Annotated in this window: 15 protein-coding genes; 8 read left to right on the top strand and 7 right to left on the bottom strand. The window is 71.6% G+C overall.

Annotated features, from left to right (window positions below; genetic code table 11):
• Positions 1-290 precede the first annotated feature (290 nt).
• Both OHB41_RS36715 and OHB41_RS36710 read right to left on the bottom strand, forming a co-directional pair.
• A complete protein-coding gene (locus tag OHB41_RS36715; protein ID WP_228120474.1) occupies positions 291-551 on the bottom strand; it encodes a hypothetical protein in 261 nt (86 codons plus the stop codon).
• Positions 552-951: 400 nt separating this feature from the next.
• Positions 952-1,347: a helix-turn-helix domain-containing protein gene (locus OHB41_RS36710; RefSeq protein ID WP_266703360.1), complete on the bottom strand. Its 396-nt coding sequence runs from the start codon at positions 1,345-1,347 to the stop codon at positions 952-954.
• 230 nt (positions 1,348-1,577) lie between these two features.
• Here OHB41_RS36710 and OHB41_RS36705 point away from each other — a divergent pair, with 230 nt between their 5' ends.
• The 4 genes from OHB41_RS36705 to OHB41_RS36690 all read left to right on the top strand — a co-directional run bounded on the left by OHB41_RS36705 (position 1,578) and on the right by OHB41_RS36690 (position 4,868).
• The gene (locus OHB41_RS36705; protein ID WP_266703358.1) at positions 1,578-1,793 is read left to right on the top strand and encodes a hypothetical protein; all 216 of its coding nucleotides are present in this window, start codon (positions 1,578-1,580) and stop codon (positions 1,791-1,793) included.
• 122 nt (positions 1,794-1,915) lie between these two features.
• Positions 1,916-2,134 (top strand): hypothetical protein, encoded by a 219-nt coding sequence (locus OHB41_RS36700; RefSeq protein ID WP_148013015.1) that lies wholly within the window; start codon positions 1,916-1,918, stop codon positions 2,132-2,134.
• Between the two features lie 78 nt (positions 2,135-2,212).
• On the top strand, positions 2,213-4,129 hold the full coding sequence (locus OHB41_RS36695) for a hypothetical protein (RefSeq protein WP_266703354.1): 1,917 nt from the start codon (positions 2,213-2,215) through the stop codon (positions 4,127-4,129).
• 37 nt (positions 4,130-4,166) lie between these two features.
• Positions 4,167-4,868: a hypothetical protein gene (locus tag OHB41_RS36690; RefSeq protein WP_266703352.1), complete on the top strand. Its 702-nt coding sequence runs from the start codon at positions 4,167-4,169 to the stop codon at positions 4,866-4,868.
• A 212-nt stretch (positions 4,869-5,080) separates the two neighbouring features.
• Here OHB41_RS36690 and OHB41_RS36685 read toward each other — a convergent pair whose 3' ends face one another.
• From OHB41_RS36685 to OHB41_RS36670, 4 genes are all read right to left on the bottom strand, one after another.
• The gene (locus OHB41_RS36685; RefSeq protein WP_266703323.1) at positions 5,081-5,809 is read right to left on the bottom strand and encodes a class I SAM-dependent methyltransferase; all 729 of its coding nucleotides are present in this window, start codon (positions 5,807-5,809) and stop codon (positions 5,081-5,083) included.
• A 193-nt stretch (positions 5,810-6,002) separates the two neighbouring features.
• Complete coding sequence (locus tag OHB41_RS36680; RefSeq protein ID WP_266703321.1) at positions 6,003-8,525, bottom strand: ATP-binding SpoIIE family protein phosphatase; 2,523 nt, start codon at positions 8,523-8,525, stop codon at positions 6,003-6,005.
• 153 nt (positions 8,526-8,678) lie between these two features.
• Positions 8,679-11,075, bottom strand: a complete 2,397-nt coding sequence (locus OHB41_RS36675) for an MFS transporter (protein ID WP_526025004.1) — start codon at positions 11,073-11,075, stop codon at positions 8,679-8,681.
• 182 nt (positions 11,076-11,257) lie between these two features.
• Entirely contained in the window at positions 11,258-11,701 is a 444-nt protein-coding gene (locus OHB41_RS36670; RefSeq protein ID WP_168530923.1) for an SRPBCC family protein, read from the bottom strand.
• A gap of 278 nt (positions 11,702-11,979) precedes the next feature.
• On the opposite strand from OHB41_RS36670, the gene OHB41_RS36665 reads away from it, so the two are divergent.
• The 4 genes from OHB41_RS36665 (at position 11,980) to OHB41_RS36650 (ending at position 15,840) form a co-directional block, all read left to right on the top strand.
• Positions 11,980-13,026 (top strand): Rv2578c family radical SAM protein, encoded by a 1,047-nt coding sequence (locus OHB41_RS36665; protein ID WP_266703317.1) that lies wholly within the window; start codon positions 11,980-11,982, stop codon positions 13,024-13,026.
• 186 nt (positions 13,027-13,212) lie between these two features.
• Positions 13,213-14,796, top strand: a complete 1,584-nt coding sequence (locus OHB41_RS36660) for an alpha/beta hydrolase (RefSeq protein ID WP_266703315.1) — start codon at positions 13,213-13,215, stop codon at positions 14,794-14,796.
• A gap of 55 nt (positions 14,797-14,851) precedes the next feature.
• A complete protein-coding gene (locus OHB41_RS36655) occupies positions 14,852-15,250 on the top strand; it encodes a RidA family protein (RefSeq protein ID WP_266703313.1) in 399 nt (132 codons plus the stop codon).
• The gene (locus OHB41_RS36650) at positions 15,247-15,840 is read left to right on the top strand and encodes a GNAT family N-acetyltransferase (protein WP_266703311.1); all 594 of its coding nucleotides are present in this window, start codon (positions 15,247-15,249) and stop codon (positions 15,838-15,840) included. Before OHB41_RS36655 ends, OHB41_RS36650 begins: the two co-directional genes overlap by 4 nt.
• A 107-nt stretch (positions 15,841-15,947) precedes the next feature.
• Here the strand turns inward: OHB41_RS36650 and OHB41_RS36645 are convergent, their stop codons facing one another.
• Positions 15,948-16,517: an adenylosuccinate lyase gene (locus tag OHB41_RS36645; RefSeq protein WP_266703309.1), complete on the bottom strand. Its 570-nt coding sequence runs from the start codon at positions 16,515-16,517 to the stop codon at positions 15,948-15,950.
• Positions 16,518-16,676 lie beyond the last annotated feature (159 nt).

Genomic DNA, 16,676 nt, shown 5'->3' with positions numbered 1-16,676 from the left:
ACCCTCTTCGCACAGGTCAGCGGCATTCTTCATGTCGGGTCACGCTACGCGGCGACGCGGCGCCGGGCCAGGACGCCATGCATGGACATAGCGGCCCGAACCGGTCCCGTCGCACGCTTCGCGACCGTCCGGCGGTCAGGGTTTCACGACGACCGCGAGGAACTGCGGGAGGGGGCCACTTCGGCGGACGTCGGTGGGGACGTCGGTGTCGGGGCGGTCCGGGGTCCGGAGCCGGTTCCGAGGTTCCATGGGGTTCCGGGGTTCGGCACGATGTGCGAACGCGGCCGGGATCAGTCCTCGTAGACGGTCAGGACGACGCCGTCCAGCTCGATGCGGCGCGGCGTCCCGCCCTCACCTCGCACCAGGGCGTCCAGGCAGCGCCGGAAGAGCTTCAGCTCCTGCTCGCTGAGGACGGCGGCGGCGAGGTCGAGGAGTTCGGCGAGCGCGGTCTCGGTCAGTATGTCGGGCAGTTCACCGGAGAGCAGGACGACGGACTCGCCGGTACTGCCCCGGACAACGGCGGTGGTGGGTCCTCCGTGCACGAACAGCACATGTCCCCCTGGGTGACACAGGGGTCGTGCGGCTCACGTGCCCCGAGCAGAATGAGAGACTAGCTGTGGATCTTGCCGGTTTCGGCGGTTCTGGATTCTTTTACCGGGATCCCCGGGAAGGGGAACCGGAGCGGGCGTCCGGACGTCTACGACGTACGCCCTCGACCGCCCCGAAGCCTGACGCGCACCGCGGCCGGGAGTACGTCCGGGCCGCACCGGGACCCGCACCCTGACGGCTCCCTGCCCACCCGACGCGACGCCGGCCCCGAGCCGGACGTCGGACGTCCCGCGTGAAACGTCCCACCTCACGCCTCCCACCTCACGCGTCACGCCTCCCACCTCACGCGTCACGCCTCCCACCTCACGCGTCACGCGTCACGCGTCACGCGTCACGCAACAGTCAGCCCCGGTGGGCGTCGCGGCCCAGGAGGGATTCCACGAGCGCGGCGACATGGCGCCGGTCGTCGACGGAGAGCTGCTGGACGCTCGCGATGAGCAGGTCCACCTCGGGGTCGGCCGAGGCACCCGCGTCCACCACCGCGGACGCCGGGTCGGCCGCGTACACGTGAATGCCGCAGGCCTCCGCGGCGGCACGGCGCACCGTGTCCAACGACAGTCCAAGGCCCTTGGACAACCCTTCCAGCGTGCTGGGCTGTGGCATGCGCACCACGCGCTCGGCCGTCGCCAGGTGATGGACCGTGGAGCGCGGAATGCCGCCCCGACGTGCCACCTCTCCGTAGGACCAGCCCTCACGGTCGAGGCGATCTCTGATGATCTGCTGCAGTGCGTTGGCCACCGATGGTCACTTCCTGCTCGCCGCCGGGCGGAACTCTTCCAAGCGGGATCGATTCTACGTGGGGCTTCGCTCAGGCCCCAGAAGTCTTTCCCCGAACCGCTTGCGCGGCGAGCTCCGGGGCCACTACTGTCCAATCTCGTTGGACAGAACGTCCGACAAGATTGGACGAAGTTTGGGGGGAACCTGCCTTCGTTCGATCGGAAATGTCTATCCCTGAGGGGGAATTGATCATGATGGACAACCGTGAACTCGACACCGAGTCCGCCGAGCTGCTGCCCGGTCGCGAGGCCCTCGGACGCCTGAAGTTCAGCTTCGGCCGCACCACCAACGTGACCAAGCACGTCGCCAACATCAGCGCCCACAACGAGTCGGCCGCGCTCAACGACCACTCCAGCTGGTCGGCCGCGTCGTCCAGCGCCGCCCAGGCCATCAACGTCTCGCAGTAGTCCGGCACGGGACGCCCGCATGCGTCCCTGCCCACCTCCGCGGTACCGGACGCCACGCCCGCGTCCGTCTTCGCGTCACCAGCACGACCACATCAACGAACCACGTCCCGAAAGGACATCCCATGAGCATGGACATGAACGAGCTGCAGTCCGAGTCCGCCGAGCTGCTCCCCGGTCGCGAGGCCCTCGGACGCCTGAAGTTCAGCTTCGGCCGCACCACCAACGTGACCAAGCACGTAGCCAACATCAGCGCCCACAACGAGTCGGCCGCGCTCAACGACCACTCCAGCTGGTCGGTGGCCGAGTCCAGCGCCAGCCAGGCGATCAACGTCTCGCAGTAACACCCGCCGCGCAACGGCTGTTCGGCGGACCGCGCCCGGGGCGGGCGCGGTCCGCCCTTGGGGGGGGAAGGACCACACATGACGGCACTGGGGGACGGGCCCGCGTTGCTGTACGACACCGGGTCGCCGGTGCCGGGGCCGGGAGGAATCCCGGTCACCTACGAGCAGTTCGCCACGGGGACGCTGCCGGTCGTCGGCCTCGGCGTCGAGGTACTGCCGGTACCCCGACTCAGCTCCGGGCTCAAACTGCACGGGGAGTATCAGGGGTCGGGCTTCACCGACCCGAAGTACATCGCGCGCCGCGGAGACGGCCAGGTCGTGCAGCTGTCCCGGCTGCTGTACCTGGTCGCCTCCGCGATCGACGGCGTACACGACATCGAGACCATCTCGCACCGGGTGAGCGCCCGTTACGGGCGGGAACTCAGCGCGGAGAACGTGCGCTACCTGGTCGAGGAGAAACTCGACCCGCTGGGCGTCACGGTGCCGGAGGGACAGGACGAGGAGGAGATCACCGCGCCGCGGTCCGATCTGCTGCTCGCCCTGAAGGGGCACCGGATCATCTTCAACGAGCGCCGGGCGGGCCGGATCGCCCGCTCGCTGGCCTGGCTGCACCGCCCCACGGTGGTCGTGCTGATGCTGGCGGCGGCCGTGGCCATGGACGTCTGGCTGTTCGGCTTCTTCGGCGCGGTCGAACCCGTGCTGCAGGTCCTCGACCAGCCGGTGCTGATGCTCGTCGTGTTCGGCCTCACCGTGGCCTCGCTCGTCTTCCACGAGTTCGGTCACGCCTCGGCCTGCAGATACGGAGGCGCCCGACCGGGGTGCATCGGCTGCGGGCTCTTCCTGATCTGGCCGTCCATGTACACGGACGTCACGGACATCTACCGGATCGGACGGGCCGGACGGCTCCGCACCGACCTGGGCGGGGTGTACTTCAACCTCGTCTTCATGCTCGGCATGACGGCCGCGTACTTCGCCACCGGCCAGCAGTTCTTCCTGGCCACCGTGTATCTCGGGCACTTCGAGATCCTGGAGCAGCTGATGCCGGCCGTCCGCCTGGACGGCTACTACATCCTCGGCGACCTGGCCGGCGTCCCGGATCTCTACGGCAAGATCAAACCGATCCTGCTCAGCACGGTGCCCGGACGGCGCGGCAAGGCGGCGCGTGCCGAGGTCGTCGGGCTGAAGAAGTCCTCCCGCACCATCATCACCACGTGGGTCCTCACGATGGTGCCGCTGCTGATCGGTGAACTCGGGTACGCGCTGTGGAACCTGCCGCGGATCGTCGCCACGATGGTCCGCTCGCTCAGCGCGCAGGTCGTGGGCACGGGCGACGCCTTCGTCAACGGCGAGATCGCCGCGGGGCTGATCGGTGTGGTCGGCTGTTTCATGCTGCTGTGCCCGATGGCCGGTGTGGTCTACCTGTCGGTCAAGATGGGCGGCCGGGTCTTCCGCGCGGCCAAGCGCTCGACCGACGGCAAGCCGCGGCTGAGAGTGGCGCTGTGCGCGCTGGCCCTGGTCGGCCTGGGCACGCTGAGCTACGCGTGGGTCTCCGGCGTGACGCCCGAGCCGCTGCCCAAGCGGCCGCCGATCGCCCCGATCCTCCAGCCCGGCGTCTCCACGGCGGAGCCGCCCGCCCGGCACGCGTCCGCACCCGGACCGCAGGCGTCCCCGTCCGGCTCCTCAGCGGTCCCGGCGTCCGGCGCCGCGTCCCCCGGCGCCTCGGGCACCGCCTCGGCGAGTGCCTCGGCCTCGCCCAGCGCGGACGCCGGGGCCTCCGCGTCGCCCAGCGCGGGCCCGTCCAAGAAGCCGGCCGAGCCCGGCGGAGGCCAGAACACGACGGGTTCGGCCCCGGCGGGTTCGCCCACCGGTCCTTCCGAGGGACCCGCCGAGCCGTCGCCGTCCGAGCCACCGACCTCGACGGCTCCCACCTCGGATCCGCCCGCCCCGACCGACAGCCCGAGCGCGACCGGCGAACCGCCCCCGGCCACACCGTGACCGGCCGCACCCTGCACCGACACCACAGGAGAACCATGTGAGCACACACGCCAACGCCCATCGAAAGCCGAATCCCGTCGGCAAGTCCCTCGGCCGGAAGGCCATGCGCATAGGCCTGTTCGCGGCCGGCGCGGCCGGTATCGCCACCGCCGTACCGGCTCAGGCCGCCACGGCCGCGGCGGGCACCATGGGCCGTAACGCCGCCGTCGCCGAGGACCACACCTTCAGCCACGCCGACCGGGCCCATCCGACCCAGGTCAAGGACTCCTTCACCGTTCGGCAGTTCGGCACGGTGGCCTCCGCGGGCATCCGCAACCAGGCCAACGCGGTCTCCGTCGGCTGCTCGGTCGACGCGCACTGCCGGTCGGTGGCCCTGTCCTTCCAGATCGTCACCCTCGCGGGCCAGCACACGCACCTGAACGCGGTGAACCTCAGCGACGCGGCGAACCAGCACTGTGACGGATGCCAGACCCTGGCCGGTGCCTACCAGTTCGTGGTCTCCACCGCCCGTCCGATCACTCTGGACCGTGCGACGAAGAGCCGGCTCGACGACATCCACCGCAGGCTCGACGCCCTGAGCCGCTCCGGTATCCCGGCCGTCGACCTCAAGACGAAGGTCGACGCGCTGGCCGCCGAGGTCACCGGAGTCCTGCACGACGCGGTGGCCAACGCACCCAAGGCCGCGGACCAGCCGGCCGTGGCGGTGCACCGCCACATGGACGGCTGGCCCGGCCACTGAACAAGGCAACCTCACAAGGCCGTTGGCGACGATCTCGGCGAACGACGTCAGCGAACACCGTTGACGGTGATCGTTGCGCGGGGCCGTGGCGCGGCGCGTGCGTGAGGCCGTCGAGCAAGGCCGTCGGCCGAGGCCATCGCGCCTTCGACCAGGGCCACTGAGAGGGGTACGGCGTCACCGGCCGGCCGGTGACGCCGTACCCGTGCCACGGCTCAGCCTGCGGTACGGCCCGCCACCAGCCACTTCGAGGGCAGCTCGATCCGGGTACCGAGCGCGGTGTACTCCGACGTGACGAGCGGGAGTTCACCGCTCGCGAGGACGGTGAGGCCGGCCGCGCCGAGGTGGTCGGGGACGGATTCGTCGGAGATCTCGCCGGGGGCGATGCCGTGCCGGAAGACGGGTGCCAGCTTCGCGGGAGGGCCGTCGGAGCCCTGCGCCAGTCCCATCAGGACGGGGCGGGCGGCCTCGGAGAGTTCGACGAGGAACACCCGGCCCCGCTCCCCCAGCAGAGTGGCGATGCCGTCCACCAGCGGCTGGCGGTCGTCCGGTTCGCACTGGTGGAGCACGCCTCGCACATAGACGTTGGCGTCGCCGAGCTCCGCGTGCAGGTGCTGCACCTCGCTCTTCTCCGACGCGTCGAGCAGCCGGTACGTCGCCTGCCCGGCGGCGTCGGCATGGCGGGCGTGGTCGAGCGCCGCGGCCGAGAGGTCGGCGCCGACGACGTGCGGGAAGCGGTCGGCGAGGAACCGGGTCTGGGTGCCGTTGCCGCAACCCAGGTCGACGAGAGGCAGCCCGTGGAACGTCACGTACGGTTCGAAGAGAGCGAGATGGACGCCCGCGGTCAGGGCGGGCTCCGCATCCCAGAAGACGGCTCCCTGCTCGTCGGGGGCCTCGCGCCAGAAGCCCTCCCAGGCTCCCCTGTACCGACCTGTCACGCTCATGCCCGCTCCCCAGGTAGCGCCGCCGCCCGCCGAGCATGACGGGCGAGATCGGTCTATCGCGCCTGGAGTGCGGCGACAAGTGTACGGCGCATTCCTTCACCGGCCATTTCGGTCCGTCTACGCCGTCGCGCGCCCCCTGCGCCCCCGGGAGCCCCCTCAGCCCGGGAGTGTGCACGGGAGCGGCGGGAGTGTGTCAGCGCCGCGGCAGTGTCAGTTCGAACCACACGGTCTTGCCGCCGCTGGTGCGGCTCGTGCCCCACTCGCGGGCCAGCGTGCTGACGACGCGCAGACCGCGTCCGGACTCGTCGTCGCGGCCCGCGCTGCGCAGCGTCGGCAGGGTGTGGTCGTCGTCGGCCACCTCGCACAGCAGGGTGTCGCCGCGCACGAGGCGCAGTCCGACCCGGTGGCCGTGCGCATGCCGTACGGCGTTCGCCACCAGCTCGCCGGCCATCAGCTCGGCGGGGTCGGCCAGCCGGGACAGCCCCCAGTCGTGCAGCTGCTCGCGAACGGCGGCGCGGGCCCGGCCCGCCTCCGCCGGATCGGACGCGAGCCGCCATTCGGCGATGTCCTCGGGTTCGATGCCGTTGAGCCGGGCCATCAGCAGGGCCACGTCGTCCTTGCGTCCGCCGCGGGTGTTGAGGGCCCGGATGATCGTGTCGCAGGCGTCGTCCATGGACGCGGCCGGGTGGGCGGCGGACTCGCAGAGCGTGGCGAGGCCGACACCGATGTCCTCGCCGCGCACCTCGACCAGGCCGTCGGTGCACATCACGAGCCGGTCGCCGGGCGCCACCGGTACGCGCACCGCCTCGAAGGGGACACCGCCGACCCCGATGGGCGCGCCGGTCGGCAGGTCGAGCAGATCGCTGTGGCCGTTCTCGGCGCGGACCAGGACGGGCGGGATGTGGCCCGCGTTGGCGATGTGCAGCTCGCCGGCGATGGGGTCGTAGATCGCGTACAGGCAGGTCGCGAGGTAGTGCTCGCCGAGCCGCTGGGCCAGGTCGTCGAGGTTGCGCAGGAGTTGGGCGGGCGGCAGGTCGAGCGCCGCCATGGTCTGCACGGCGGTGCGCAACTGACCCATCATCGCTGCCGAGTTGAGGCCGTGTCCCATCACGTCGCCGACGACGAGGGCGGTACGGGAGCCGGGCAGCTTCACCGAGTCGAACCAGTCACCGCCGACGCGGCCGAGGAGCGTGCCGGGCAGATAGCGGGTGGCGATGTCACAGCCGGCCATGCGGGGCGCTATCTGCGGCAGCATGCTGTCCTGGAGGGTCTCGGCGACGCTCTCCTGGTACGTGTACATACGGGCGTTGTCGAGCACGAGCCCGGCCCTGGCGGCGAGTTCGGCGCCGGTGGCCCGGTCCATGTCGTTGAACTCGACACGCTCCGGGTGACGCAGCAGGACCATGAAGCCGAGCACCACGTTGCGGGCCTTCAGGGGCACGACCAGCATGGAACGGTCGGTGATGAGCGGCCGGATGTCGCGCTTCTCGAACTGCGCGGCGATCATGTGGCCCATCCGCTCGCTGATGCGCGGCACGAGGACGGGCTCGCCGGTGGTCATGCACTGGAAGAACGGGGTGTGCGCGGGGAACGGCATGGCCTCGCCGACGGGCACGACGTCGTCCCAGCGGCCCGGCTCGTCCGTGTGCTCGAGGGCGACGCGGTGCCACATGGTGGTGGTGTCGGGCACCCCGTCGGGGAACCCCTCACCGGCGACGACCTGTTCGCGCAGATAGGTGCCCGCCACGTCCGTGAAGCGGGGCACGACGGCCCGGCTCACCTCCAGGACGGTCCGCGCCAGGTCGAGGGAGGTGCCGATGCGTCCGCTGACCTCGTTGAGGAACTCCAGGCGCTCGCGCACGGCGACGTACTCGAGGTCCTCGCGCTCGTCCTCCGCGTCGGCGGTGTCCCGTGCGCCCTGTGCGTCCCGCGGGAGCGGCAGGCCGGCCGCCGCGGCCCCGGCGGCCCGCTCGCGGCGGGCCTTGCGCCCGATCCGCCGGGGCACCCCCCAGTCCGGGGTGACGGGCACCCGGTCGTTCTGACTGAACTCCATGACCGGGTAACCGAGTTCGAGGACCTGCGCGACGACGCGGGCGCCTTCGTCCACACTCATGCTGGGCAGGATCTCCGGCAGTCTGCGGGCCAGTTCCTCGGCGCCGGGGAAGTCGGTGTGCAGCGCGAAGGCGGGTGCTATGCGCTCGACGGCCACCCGGTCGTCGGCGTGGCGCATCGCGCCCGCGTCGGCGGCCAGTACCAGCAGCCGCTCCCGCCCCGGGCCCACCAGCGGGTACGCCCACCACAACACGTCGACACGGGCACGGCCGCTGCCGTCGTCCGCTTCGTGCTCCCGGCCGGGCACCGTGAGCCGGGCGCGCCCGGCGGCCGGGTAGGAGAGCCGTCCGTCGATCGAGGACTCCAGGTCGGGGCCGAGCCCGTCGTACGCCGCGTACGCCCCGTACGGCGCCGTCTCGTCCTCCTCCGGGAGCACACCGGAGACGGGGAGCAGGTCGACGGCGGGGTGGCCCACCGCGTCCTCCTTGGACACGCCGAACAGACGTCGGGCGCCGGTGCTCCAGTGGGACACGAGGCCGTCACGGTCCACCGCGACCACGGCCAGCGGGACACGCCCGGCGTCGGCGTACTCCGCCACGCCGTTCCCGGCTGTGCGGCCGAGGGGTGTGCTCACTTCGGTGCCACGCGAAGTGCCGCTCTCCATGGCCCAGGCCCCTCTCCCCGCGGCTCGGCAAGATCTGTGCCGCACCCACCACCGTACGACTGCGGCCCGCCGCCATGTGCGGCAACAGGGGAATTGACCTTTCCGGGGGGCGCTCGGCGCGCCACCCGTCCCCGGTGCGGCGGGTGGCCCCGGTCAGTCCTCGTGGCCGAGCTGCAGATCGCGCTCCGTGCGTCCCCCGCCGGCCACTTGGAGCACGGTGGCCACCGGCGGGTAGCCGGCCGCGATGACGGTGTACTCGCCGGAGGACAGGTCGACGAAGCGGAAGGTGCCGTCGGCGCCGGTGGTGAGGGTGTCCACGACGTTGCCCGCGGCGTCCAGGAGTGTCACGCGCGCGTCCTCCACGGGCCGTCCGCCGCCCGCCCGTACGGTGCCGCGCAGGACGGCGCCACCGGCGAGTTCGACGTCCTGGCGGGTCTCGCGGGAGGCCTGCACGCTGACCGGGAGCGCGGCCGGCCGGAACGCGGGCGCGCTGCCGGCGAGGGTGTACTCGCCCGCGACCAACTCGGTGATGACATAGCCTCCTTCACGTCCGCTGCGGGTGGTGGCCACCACCTCGCCGTGGACGTTGGTCAGCGTGACGGTGGCGTCGCGCACCGGGGTGCCGTCCGCGGTCAGCACGCTCCCGGCCAGGCGGCCGGCGCCGCCGAGCACGACGTCCAGTTCCACGGGGCGCTCCCCGACCGTCACGGAGACGGCCTGCGGCTGGTGGCCGCCGGCCGCGGCGATCAGGACGTACGACCCCGATCCGGGCGTGGACAGCGCGTACCGTCCGTCCTCGCCGCTGGCGCCTCGTCCGATCTGCTGTCCGCCGATGTCGATGAGGGTGAGCGCGGCGCGTGGCACGACGGTTCCGTCGGGGTGCTGCACGGTGCCGCAGACCGGGATCCCGGCGGCGTACGTGGTGCGGGCCGGGGGGACCTGGGTGAGGGGCACGGATTCGGTGTCGGCTGTGGGGGCGTTGTGGGACACCAGCGGTTTCTCCTTGAGGAAGAAGGCGATGAACAGGCCGAGGACGAGCACCGGCACGAGGTAGAGGAAGATCCGCGGCATGGCGTCCGCGTAGGCGGCGATGTAGGCGTCGCGCACGGGTGCGGGCATCGCGTGGACGAGTTGCGGGGTCAGGGACTCGGGGTCCGGGAGGGCGGTGCCGGCCCGCGCCGGGACGCGTTCGGCGAGCGCGTCCGCGAGCCGGCTGGCGAACAGGGTGCCGAAGATCGCGGCGCCGACGCTGCCGCCGATCTGCCGGAAGTAGTTGTTGGCGCTGGTCGCGGTGCCGAGGTCGGCGGGGCGCACGGAGTTCTGGACGGCGAGGACCAGCACGGGCATCACCATGCCGATACCGGCGCCGAGGACGGCCATCCAGACGCTGTAGGTCAGCCGGGGTGTGTCGACCTCCAGCCGGGAGAGCAGCCACATGCCGAGCGCCGACAGGGCGCCGCCGAGCAACGGATAGACCTTGTAGCGGCCGGTGCGGCTGATGAGCTGGCCGGAGACGACCGAGGCGACGACGATGCCGCCCATCATCGGGAGCATGAGCAGCCCCGACTCGGTGGCGCTGGCCCCGTCGACCATCTGCAGGAACGTCGGCAGGTAGCTGGCCGCTCCGAAGAGGGCGACGCCGATCACCAGGCCGACCAGCGCGGTGATGTTGAAGACACCGTCCCTGAACAGCCGCGGCGGGATGAGGGGTTCGGCGGCGAAGCGCTCGACGACGAAGAACAGGACGGTCGTGGCGAGGGCGCCCGCGCCGAGCCCGAGGATCACCCGGGAACCCCAGGCGTACTCCGTACCGCCCCAACTGGTCAGCAGGACGAGGCAGGTCGAGGCGGCGGCGAGCAGCAGCACCCCGAGCACGTCGACGCGTCCCCGGCGGGCGGGCTTCGGCAGTTTCAGGACGACGGTGACGACGGCCAGCGTCAGCAGGCCGAAGGGCACGTTGACGTAGAAGCACCAGCGCCAGGAGAGGTGATCGGTGAAGTAGCCGCCCAGCAGGGGCCCGGCGACCGAGGCGAGGCCGAACGCGGCGCCGATCAGGCCCATGAAGCGGCCGCGTTCCCGGGGCGGCACGATGTCCGCGATGATCGCCTGCACGCCGATCATGAGGCCGCCCGCGCCGACGCCCTGGACCGCCCGGAAGGCGATCAGCTGGTCCATGGTCTGCGCGCGTCCGGCGAGCGCCGAGCCGATGACGAAGAACGCGATCGCGAACTGGAAGACACCCTTGCGGCCGAAGAGGTCGCCGACCTTGCCGTAGACCGGGAGTCCGATGGTGGAGGTGAGCAGATAGGCGGTGATCGCCCAGGACATCCTGTCCAGACCGTGCAGCTCACCGACGATCTTCGGGAGGGCGGTGGCGACGATCATCTGGTCCAGCGCGGCGAGCAGCAGCGCGAGCATGAGCCCGAGGAAGACGAGCCGCACCTGGCGCGGGCCGAGCCGGTCGGGGCCGGTGGGGCCGATCACCTCCAGAACGGCGGGCTGCGGGGGTGCGGCAGCCGGTTCGTCCTGTACCAGAGTGATCCCGCCCACGGTCCGTTCCCCTCGTCGCACCCACTGCACAATTCCCGCTTATCGCGACAACTGCGAGCAAGCGCGACGAGTTACGGCGTACCGTCGCGTCGCGAGGAGATGCACTCGAACCGGTGAGGGCGGCAACGCACCCTGGAGGGCCGCCTCTTGGGCCCGCGGACCGGCGGAGGCCCCCCTCGGGGCTACTTCTCCGTCTCGGTGGCGAGCTTCTCGAGCACCAGGTCGTAGATCCGGCCGAGGCCCTTGGGCGCGAAGGTCTTCTCGAAGAAGCCTCCGATGCCGCCCGCGCCGTTCCAGACGGTGCTGACGACGACCCGCGACTTACCCTCGCCGGCCGGGGTGACCCGCCAGGTGGTGACCATGGAGGAGTTGCGGTCCTTCTCGACGAGCTCGCCGTCGGTGGGCTCGGTGACCTCGAGCAGGCAGTCGCGGACGCGCTTGCTGGTGGCCTGGAGCTTCCAGTGGACGAGGGTGCCCTCGCCGTCGCCGCCCTCGCGCACCTCGTACTCGCTGAAGTGCTCGGGCAGCAGCTTCGCGCGGGTGCCGGTGTAGTCGGCCAGGGCGTCGAACACCGCCTCCGCGTCCGCCGCGATGACCCGCTCCGTCGTGGCCTCGACCTGCGCCATGGCACTTCCTCCAGCACTTGGTGACTCGGGGTGTGCGGCAAGCCAACCACCACGCGGGCCACCCCCTCAAATCGGGGTCCCCGCAGGGCGCGGGAGGGGCCCGCGGCGGGGGCGCGCGAGGGTCCCGCGGCGAGGGCCGGGAAGGGGCCGCCCCGAGGGGTCGGAGGGGGTCCGCCACGAGGGGTCGGAGGGGGTCCGCCACGAAGCTCGAGATACCGGGTCGCACGATCAAGGGAACATGTGTTCTATTCTGTGGTCAGTGCTACCGAGGAGGCCTCATGCGCTGGGAGAACCTCACAGCGGACCCCGCCGGGGACCGCGCCCGGGACGCCGTGCTGTTCGGCGCGGACGCCGTGACCACCCGCACCTTCGACACCCCGGAGTTCCGCGGCATCACGTTCCACGAGATCCGGGCCCGCTCGATCGTGAACCGGGTGCCGGGGGCCTCCCGCATGCCCTTCGAATGGACGGTCAACCCCTATCGGGGCTGCACGCACGCGTGCGTGTACTGCTTCGCCCGCAGGACGCACAGCTATCTGGACCTCGACACGGGTCTCGACTTCGACTCCCAGATCGTGGTCAAGGTCAACGCGCCGGACCTGCTCCGCCGCCACCTGGGCTCCCACCGCTGGCACGGCGAGCACATCGCGATGGGCACCAACGTCGACTGCTACCAGCGGGCCGAGGGCCGCTACCGGCTGATGCCGGGAATCATCGCCGCCCTGCGCGACCACGCGAACCCCTTCTCGATCCTGACGAAGGGCACGCTGATCCTGCGCGACCTCGACCTCCTGAAGCAGGCCTCCGAGGTCACCGACGTCGGCATCTCCGTCTCCGTGGGCTTCACCGACACCGAGCTGTGGCGGACCGTGGAACCGGGCACCCCGGCGCCCGAACGCCGCCTGGACGTCGTCCGCACCCTGACGGACCACGGCATCGGCTGCGGGGTCCTGATGGCCCCCGTGATCCCCTTCCTGGGCGACCACCCGGCCCAACTGCGCGCCACCGTGCGGGCGATCGCGGCCTCGGGGGCCACCTCCGTGACCCCGCTGGTGCTGCATCTGCGGCCCGGCGCCCGGGAGTGGTTCATGGCCTGGCTGGAACACCACCACCCGTATCTCGTCCGCCGTTACGAGCGGCTGTACGCGGAGGGGGCGTACGCCCCCAAGTGGTACCAGCGCCGGATCACCCGTCAGGTCCACGAGCTCGCCCAGGAGTACGGCATCGGTCCCGCCCACGGGGGCGCGCCGCGCAGGATCGCCGCCCCCGGGACCGTCGCGGCCGAACCGGCCGCGCCCGAGCCGACACAGCTCACCCTGCTCTGACGAGTGTTCGAACTCCCGCTTTTCGGGACCGCGCTGCCCGAAACCTCTCTGACGTCATCCGAGCGCATCCGGCGACCCAATCGGGTCAAGTCTTGTCAGAACGGGTTCTTCCGGGCCCCCACCCCGGGACGATGCGGCGAAGGCCGTGGCGTGCACGGCTCAAAATCCTCCGTCCTGGGAGGCGTTGTGAAGAAACGCGCAGCTGCTCTGTGCGGGGCTGCCGCCGTGGTGGCCGGGATGATCACGTCGATCCCCGCCGACGCGAGCGCCGGCTCCGCGACCGCACCGCGCACCGTCCGGACCGCCAAGCCCACCTGGAAGAAGTGCGGCACCAGCACCTACCCGGCGCTCCAGTGCGCGTCCGTGAAGGTGCCGCTGGACCACTCGAAACCGGACGGCCGGCTCATCACGCTGGCGCTCTCGCGGATCCGGCACACCGCGAAGACGTATCAGGGACCGCTCCTGGTGAACCCCGGAGGGCCCGGCGGCAGCGGGATCACGATGGCCGGATTCGTCGCCTCCGCGCTGCCCAAGGCGGTGGCGGCGCAGTACGACGTCATCGGCTTCGACCCGCGCGGCGTGGGCGCGAGCCGGCCCGCGCTGGACTGCAGGCCCGGCCACTTCGCGCCGGTCCGCCCGGACACCGTGCCCGGCACCCCCGCGATCGAGAGGGCCAACCTCGACCGCGCCCGGTCCTTCGCGAAGGCGTGCGGCGAGAAGTACGCGAGCCTGCTGCCGTACATCGACACGATCAGCGCGGTCCGCGACATGGACTCGATCCGTGGCGCGCTCGGCGCCAAGAAGATCAACTACTTCGGGTACTCCTACGGCACCTACCTGGGCGCCGTCTACGCCAAGCTCTACCCGCAGCGCGTGCGCCGGCTGGTGCTCGACTCCGTCGTCGACCCCACCGGCGTCTGGTACGAGGACAACATCGGGCAGGACTACGCCTTCAACGACCGTCATCTGGCCTTCCTGGCCTGGGTCGCCAAGCACGACGCGACCTACCGGCTCGGTACCGACCCGGCCAGGGTCGAGGCCAAGTGGTACGCGATGCGCAGGGCGCTCGCCCGGAAGCCCGCCGAAGAGAAGGTGGGCGCCTCCGAACTGGAGGACACCTTCATCCCGGGCGGCTACTACAACGGCTACTGGCCCCGTCTCGCCGAGGCCTTCTCGGCGTACGCGAACAAGAAGGAGACGACCCCGCTCCTCGCGGCGTACAAGAAGATCGGCTCCAAGGACGCCTCGGACGGGAACGGCTACAGCATCTACACCGCGGTGCAGTGCCGTGACGTGTCCTGGCCGCGCGACTGGAACCAGTGGCGCAAGGACAACTGGGCCGCCTACGGCAAGGCGCCCTTCATGGTCTGGAACAACGCCTGGTACAACGCGCCGTGCGCGTTCTGGCCGACGAGCACGCTGCGGCCGGTGGACATCTCCAACACGGCTCTGCCGCCGACACTGGTCTTCCAGGCGACCGACGACGCGGCCACCCCGTACCAGGGTGGCGTGACGGTCCATCACCAGCTGCTCGGCTCCAGCCTGGTGGTCGAGCGGGGCGGTGGCAACCACGGCATCACGCTGAGCGGGAACGCCTGCCTGGACAAGTACCTGGCGGCCTATCTCACCAACGGCAAGGTGCCGCACGGGAGCGGCGAGGCCGACGCGGTGTGCGAGAAGGTGCCCGACCCGGAGCCGCTGAGCACGAGGTCGATGTCCGCCACCTCGCAGGGTTCGACCCTGCACGGGCTGCTCGGCCCGCGCGGCTGAGCACACCCGGACGCCCGTCGGGGGCGCTGTCACACCCGTGGTCCACCATGGACGCATGAGTGAACTGACCCGCATTTCCGCCCCCGACGGAGTCGCCCCCGCCGCCGCGTACTCACATGTCGTCCTCGGCACGGGCCGCCTCGTGGCGGTCTCGGGACAGCTCGCCCTGGACGAGGACGGCAGGCTCGTCGGCGAGGGCGACCCGGCGGCGCAGGCCCGTCAGGTCTTCGAGAACCTGCGCCGCTGCCTGGCCGCCGCGGGCGCGACCTTCCACGACGTCGTCAAACTCACCTTCTTCGTCACGGACATGGCCCATATGCCGGCCATCCGCGCCGCCCGGGACGTCCACATGTCCGCGGACCGCCTGCCGGCCGCCTCCGCGGTCCAGGTCGCCGCCCTGGTCGGCCCCGAGTTCCTGATGGAGATCGAGGCGTACGCCGTGCTGGGCGGATGAGCGGCGTCCGGGTCAGGGAGATGACCCTCGCGGACTGCGACCGGGTGTCGGAGATCCGCGTCCGCGGCTGGCAGGCCGCGTACAAGGGCCTGATGCCCCAGTCGTACCTCGACTCGCTCAGTACGGAGCAGGACGCGGCACGACGGCGCGGACGCTTCGGGCAGGGCGGCGGCGCGGTGGTGAACCTGGTCGCGGAGCGGGCGGGCGAGGTGGTCGGCTGGGCCTGCCACGGCCCGTACCGTGACGGCGAAGTCCGCGCCACGGACGTCGAGTTGTACGCGATCTACGTCGACCCCGACCGGACCGGCGCCGGGGTGGGGCGCGCACTGCTGCGGGAGGCGGCCGAGCGCTGTGCCACCGCCGGGTACGAGCGGATGCTGCTGTGGGTGCTCAAGGAGAACACGGGGGCGCGCGGATTCTACGAGCACGCCGGATTCGGCCCCGACGGCGCCGAGGAGCCGTTCGAGGCGGGCGGCGTCGAGGTGCCCGAGGTCCGCTACGTCCGCGCGCTCACCGACACCCCTGCCACCCCTCCCCCTTCTCCTGTGACTACTCGCACCGGTGCCGGGGCCGGGGCGTCCGCGGTCTGACGGGGCGCGGTCCGGCGGGGCGTCCCGGAAAGGCGGCTCCGCGGGCGTGGCGCGTGGGCCGCGTCGCGCGCTCCGGACGGACGAGAGGGCAGACGGCGGGGCAGGCGTCACCGCGGCAGTCGCGCCAGCGCCCGCACCGCTTCCTCCGCGAGGACCGGATGCGCGAGCGCGTCGTTCAGTACGGGTCGCGCGCGGACGTCGCCCAGCGCGCCCAGCCCCGCCACACAGGCCAGGGCGACGGTGCGGTACGGATCGTGCGGGCGCAGCCTGCGCCGGAGCGTGGTGATCAGCGCGGGGACGGCCTCGGGGGCGCGCAGCTCGACCAGCAGCCGTACCGGATGCAACGCGTAGGCGACACGCAGTTCGTTGGTGGCGAGCGCGGCCGCCGCGCGGGCCGTCCGCGGATCACCGAGCCGCGCGAGGGCGTACGCCGCGGACGCGCAGCGCCGTGGCTCGCGGTGGTTGAGCAGCAGGACGAGTGCCTCGAAGGCCCGCCCGTCCCCGGCGACCCCGAGCCGGAAGGCCGCCAGCTCCCGTGCCCACAGCGGCTGCCCCGGTGCGGTCAGCGCCGCAGCCAGGACGTCGAGGTCCTCGGTCGCCACGAGTCGGTCGTACGCCGGCGAGGCCCCCGCCTCGTTCCGTAAACGCTCCGTGAGTGATCGCAACTCCTCGTCCATGCCGCCGAGCCTAGATGCGGCTCCGGGACGTGGGGACGTACATCACGAACTCGGGGGCTGGCGCGCTCGTTACCGGCGGGTTAAGCTCAGACGAGCGAGTTACCCACTCGCGTATTCCTCAGGGCGGCCTGGTGACGCAGCCGCCGTGAGAGCAGTCGG

It is taken from the genome of Streptomyces sp. NBC_01571 (assembly GCF_026339875.1).
Taxonomy (GTDB): domain Bacteria; phylum Actinomycetota; class Actinomycetes; order Streptomycetales; family Streptomycetaceae; genus Streptomyces.
Note: the sequence above shows the minus strand (reverse complement) of the source record. Positions and strands in the feature narration are given on the sequence as shown.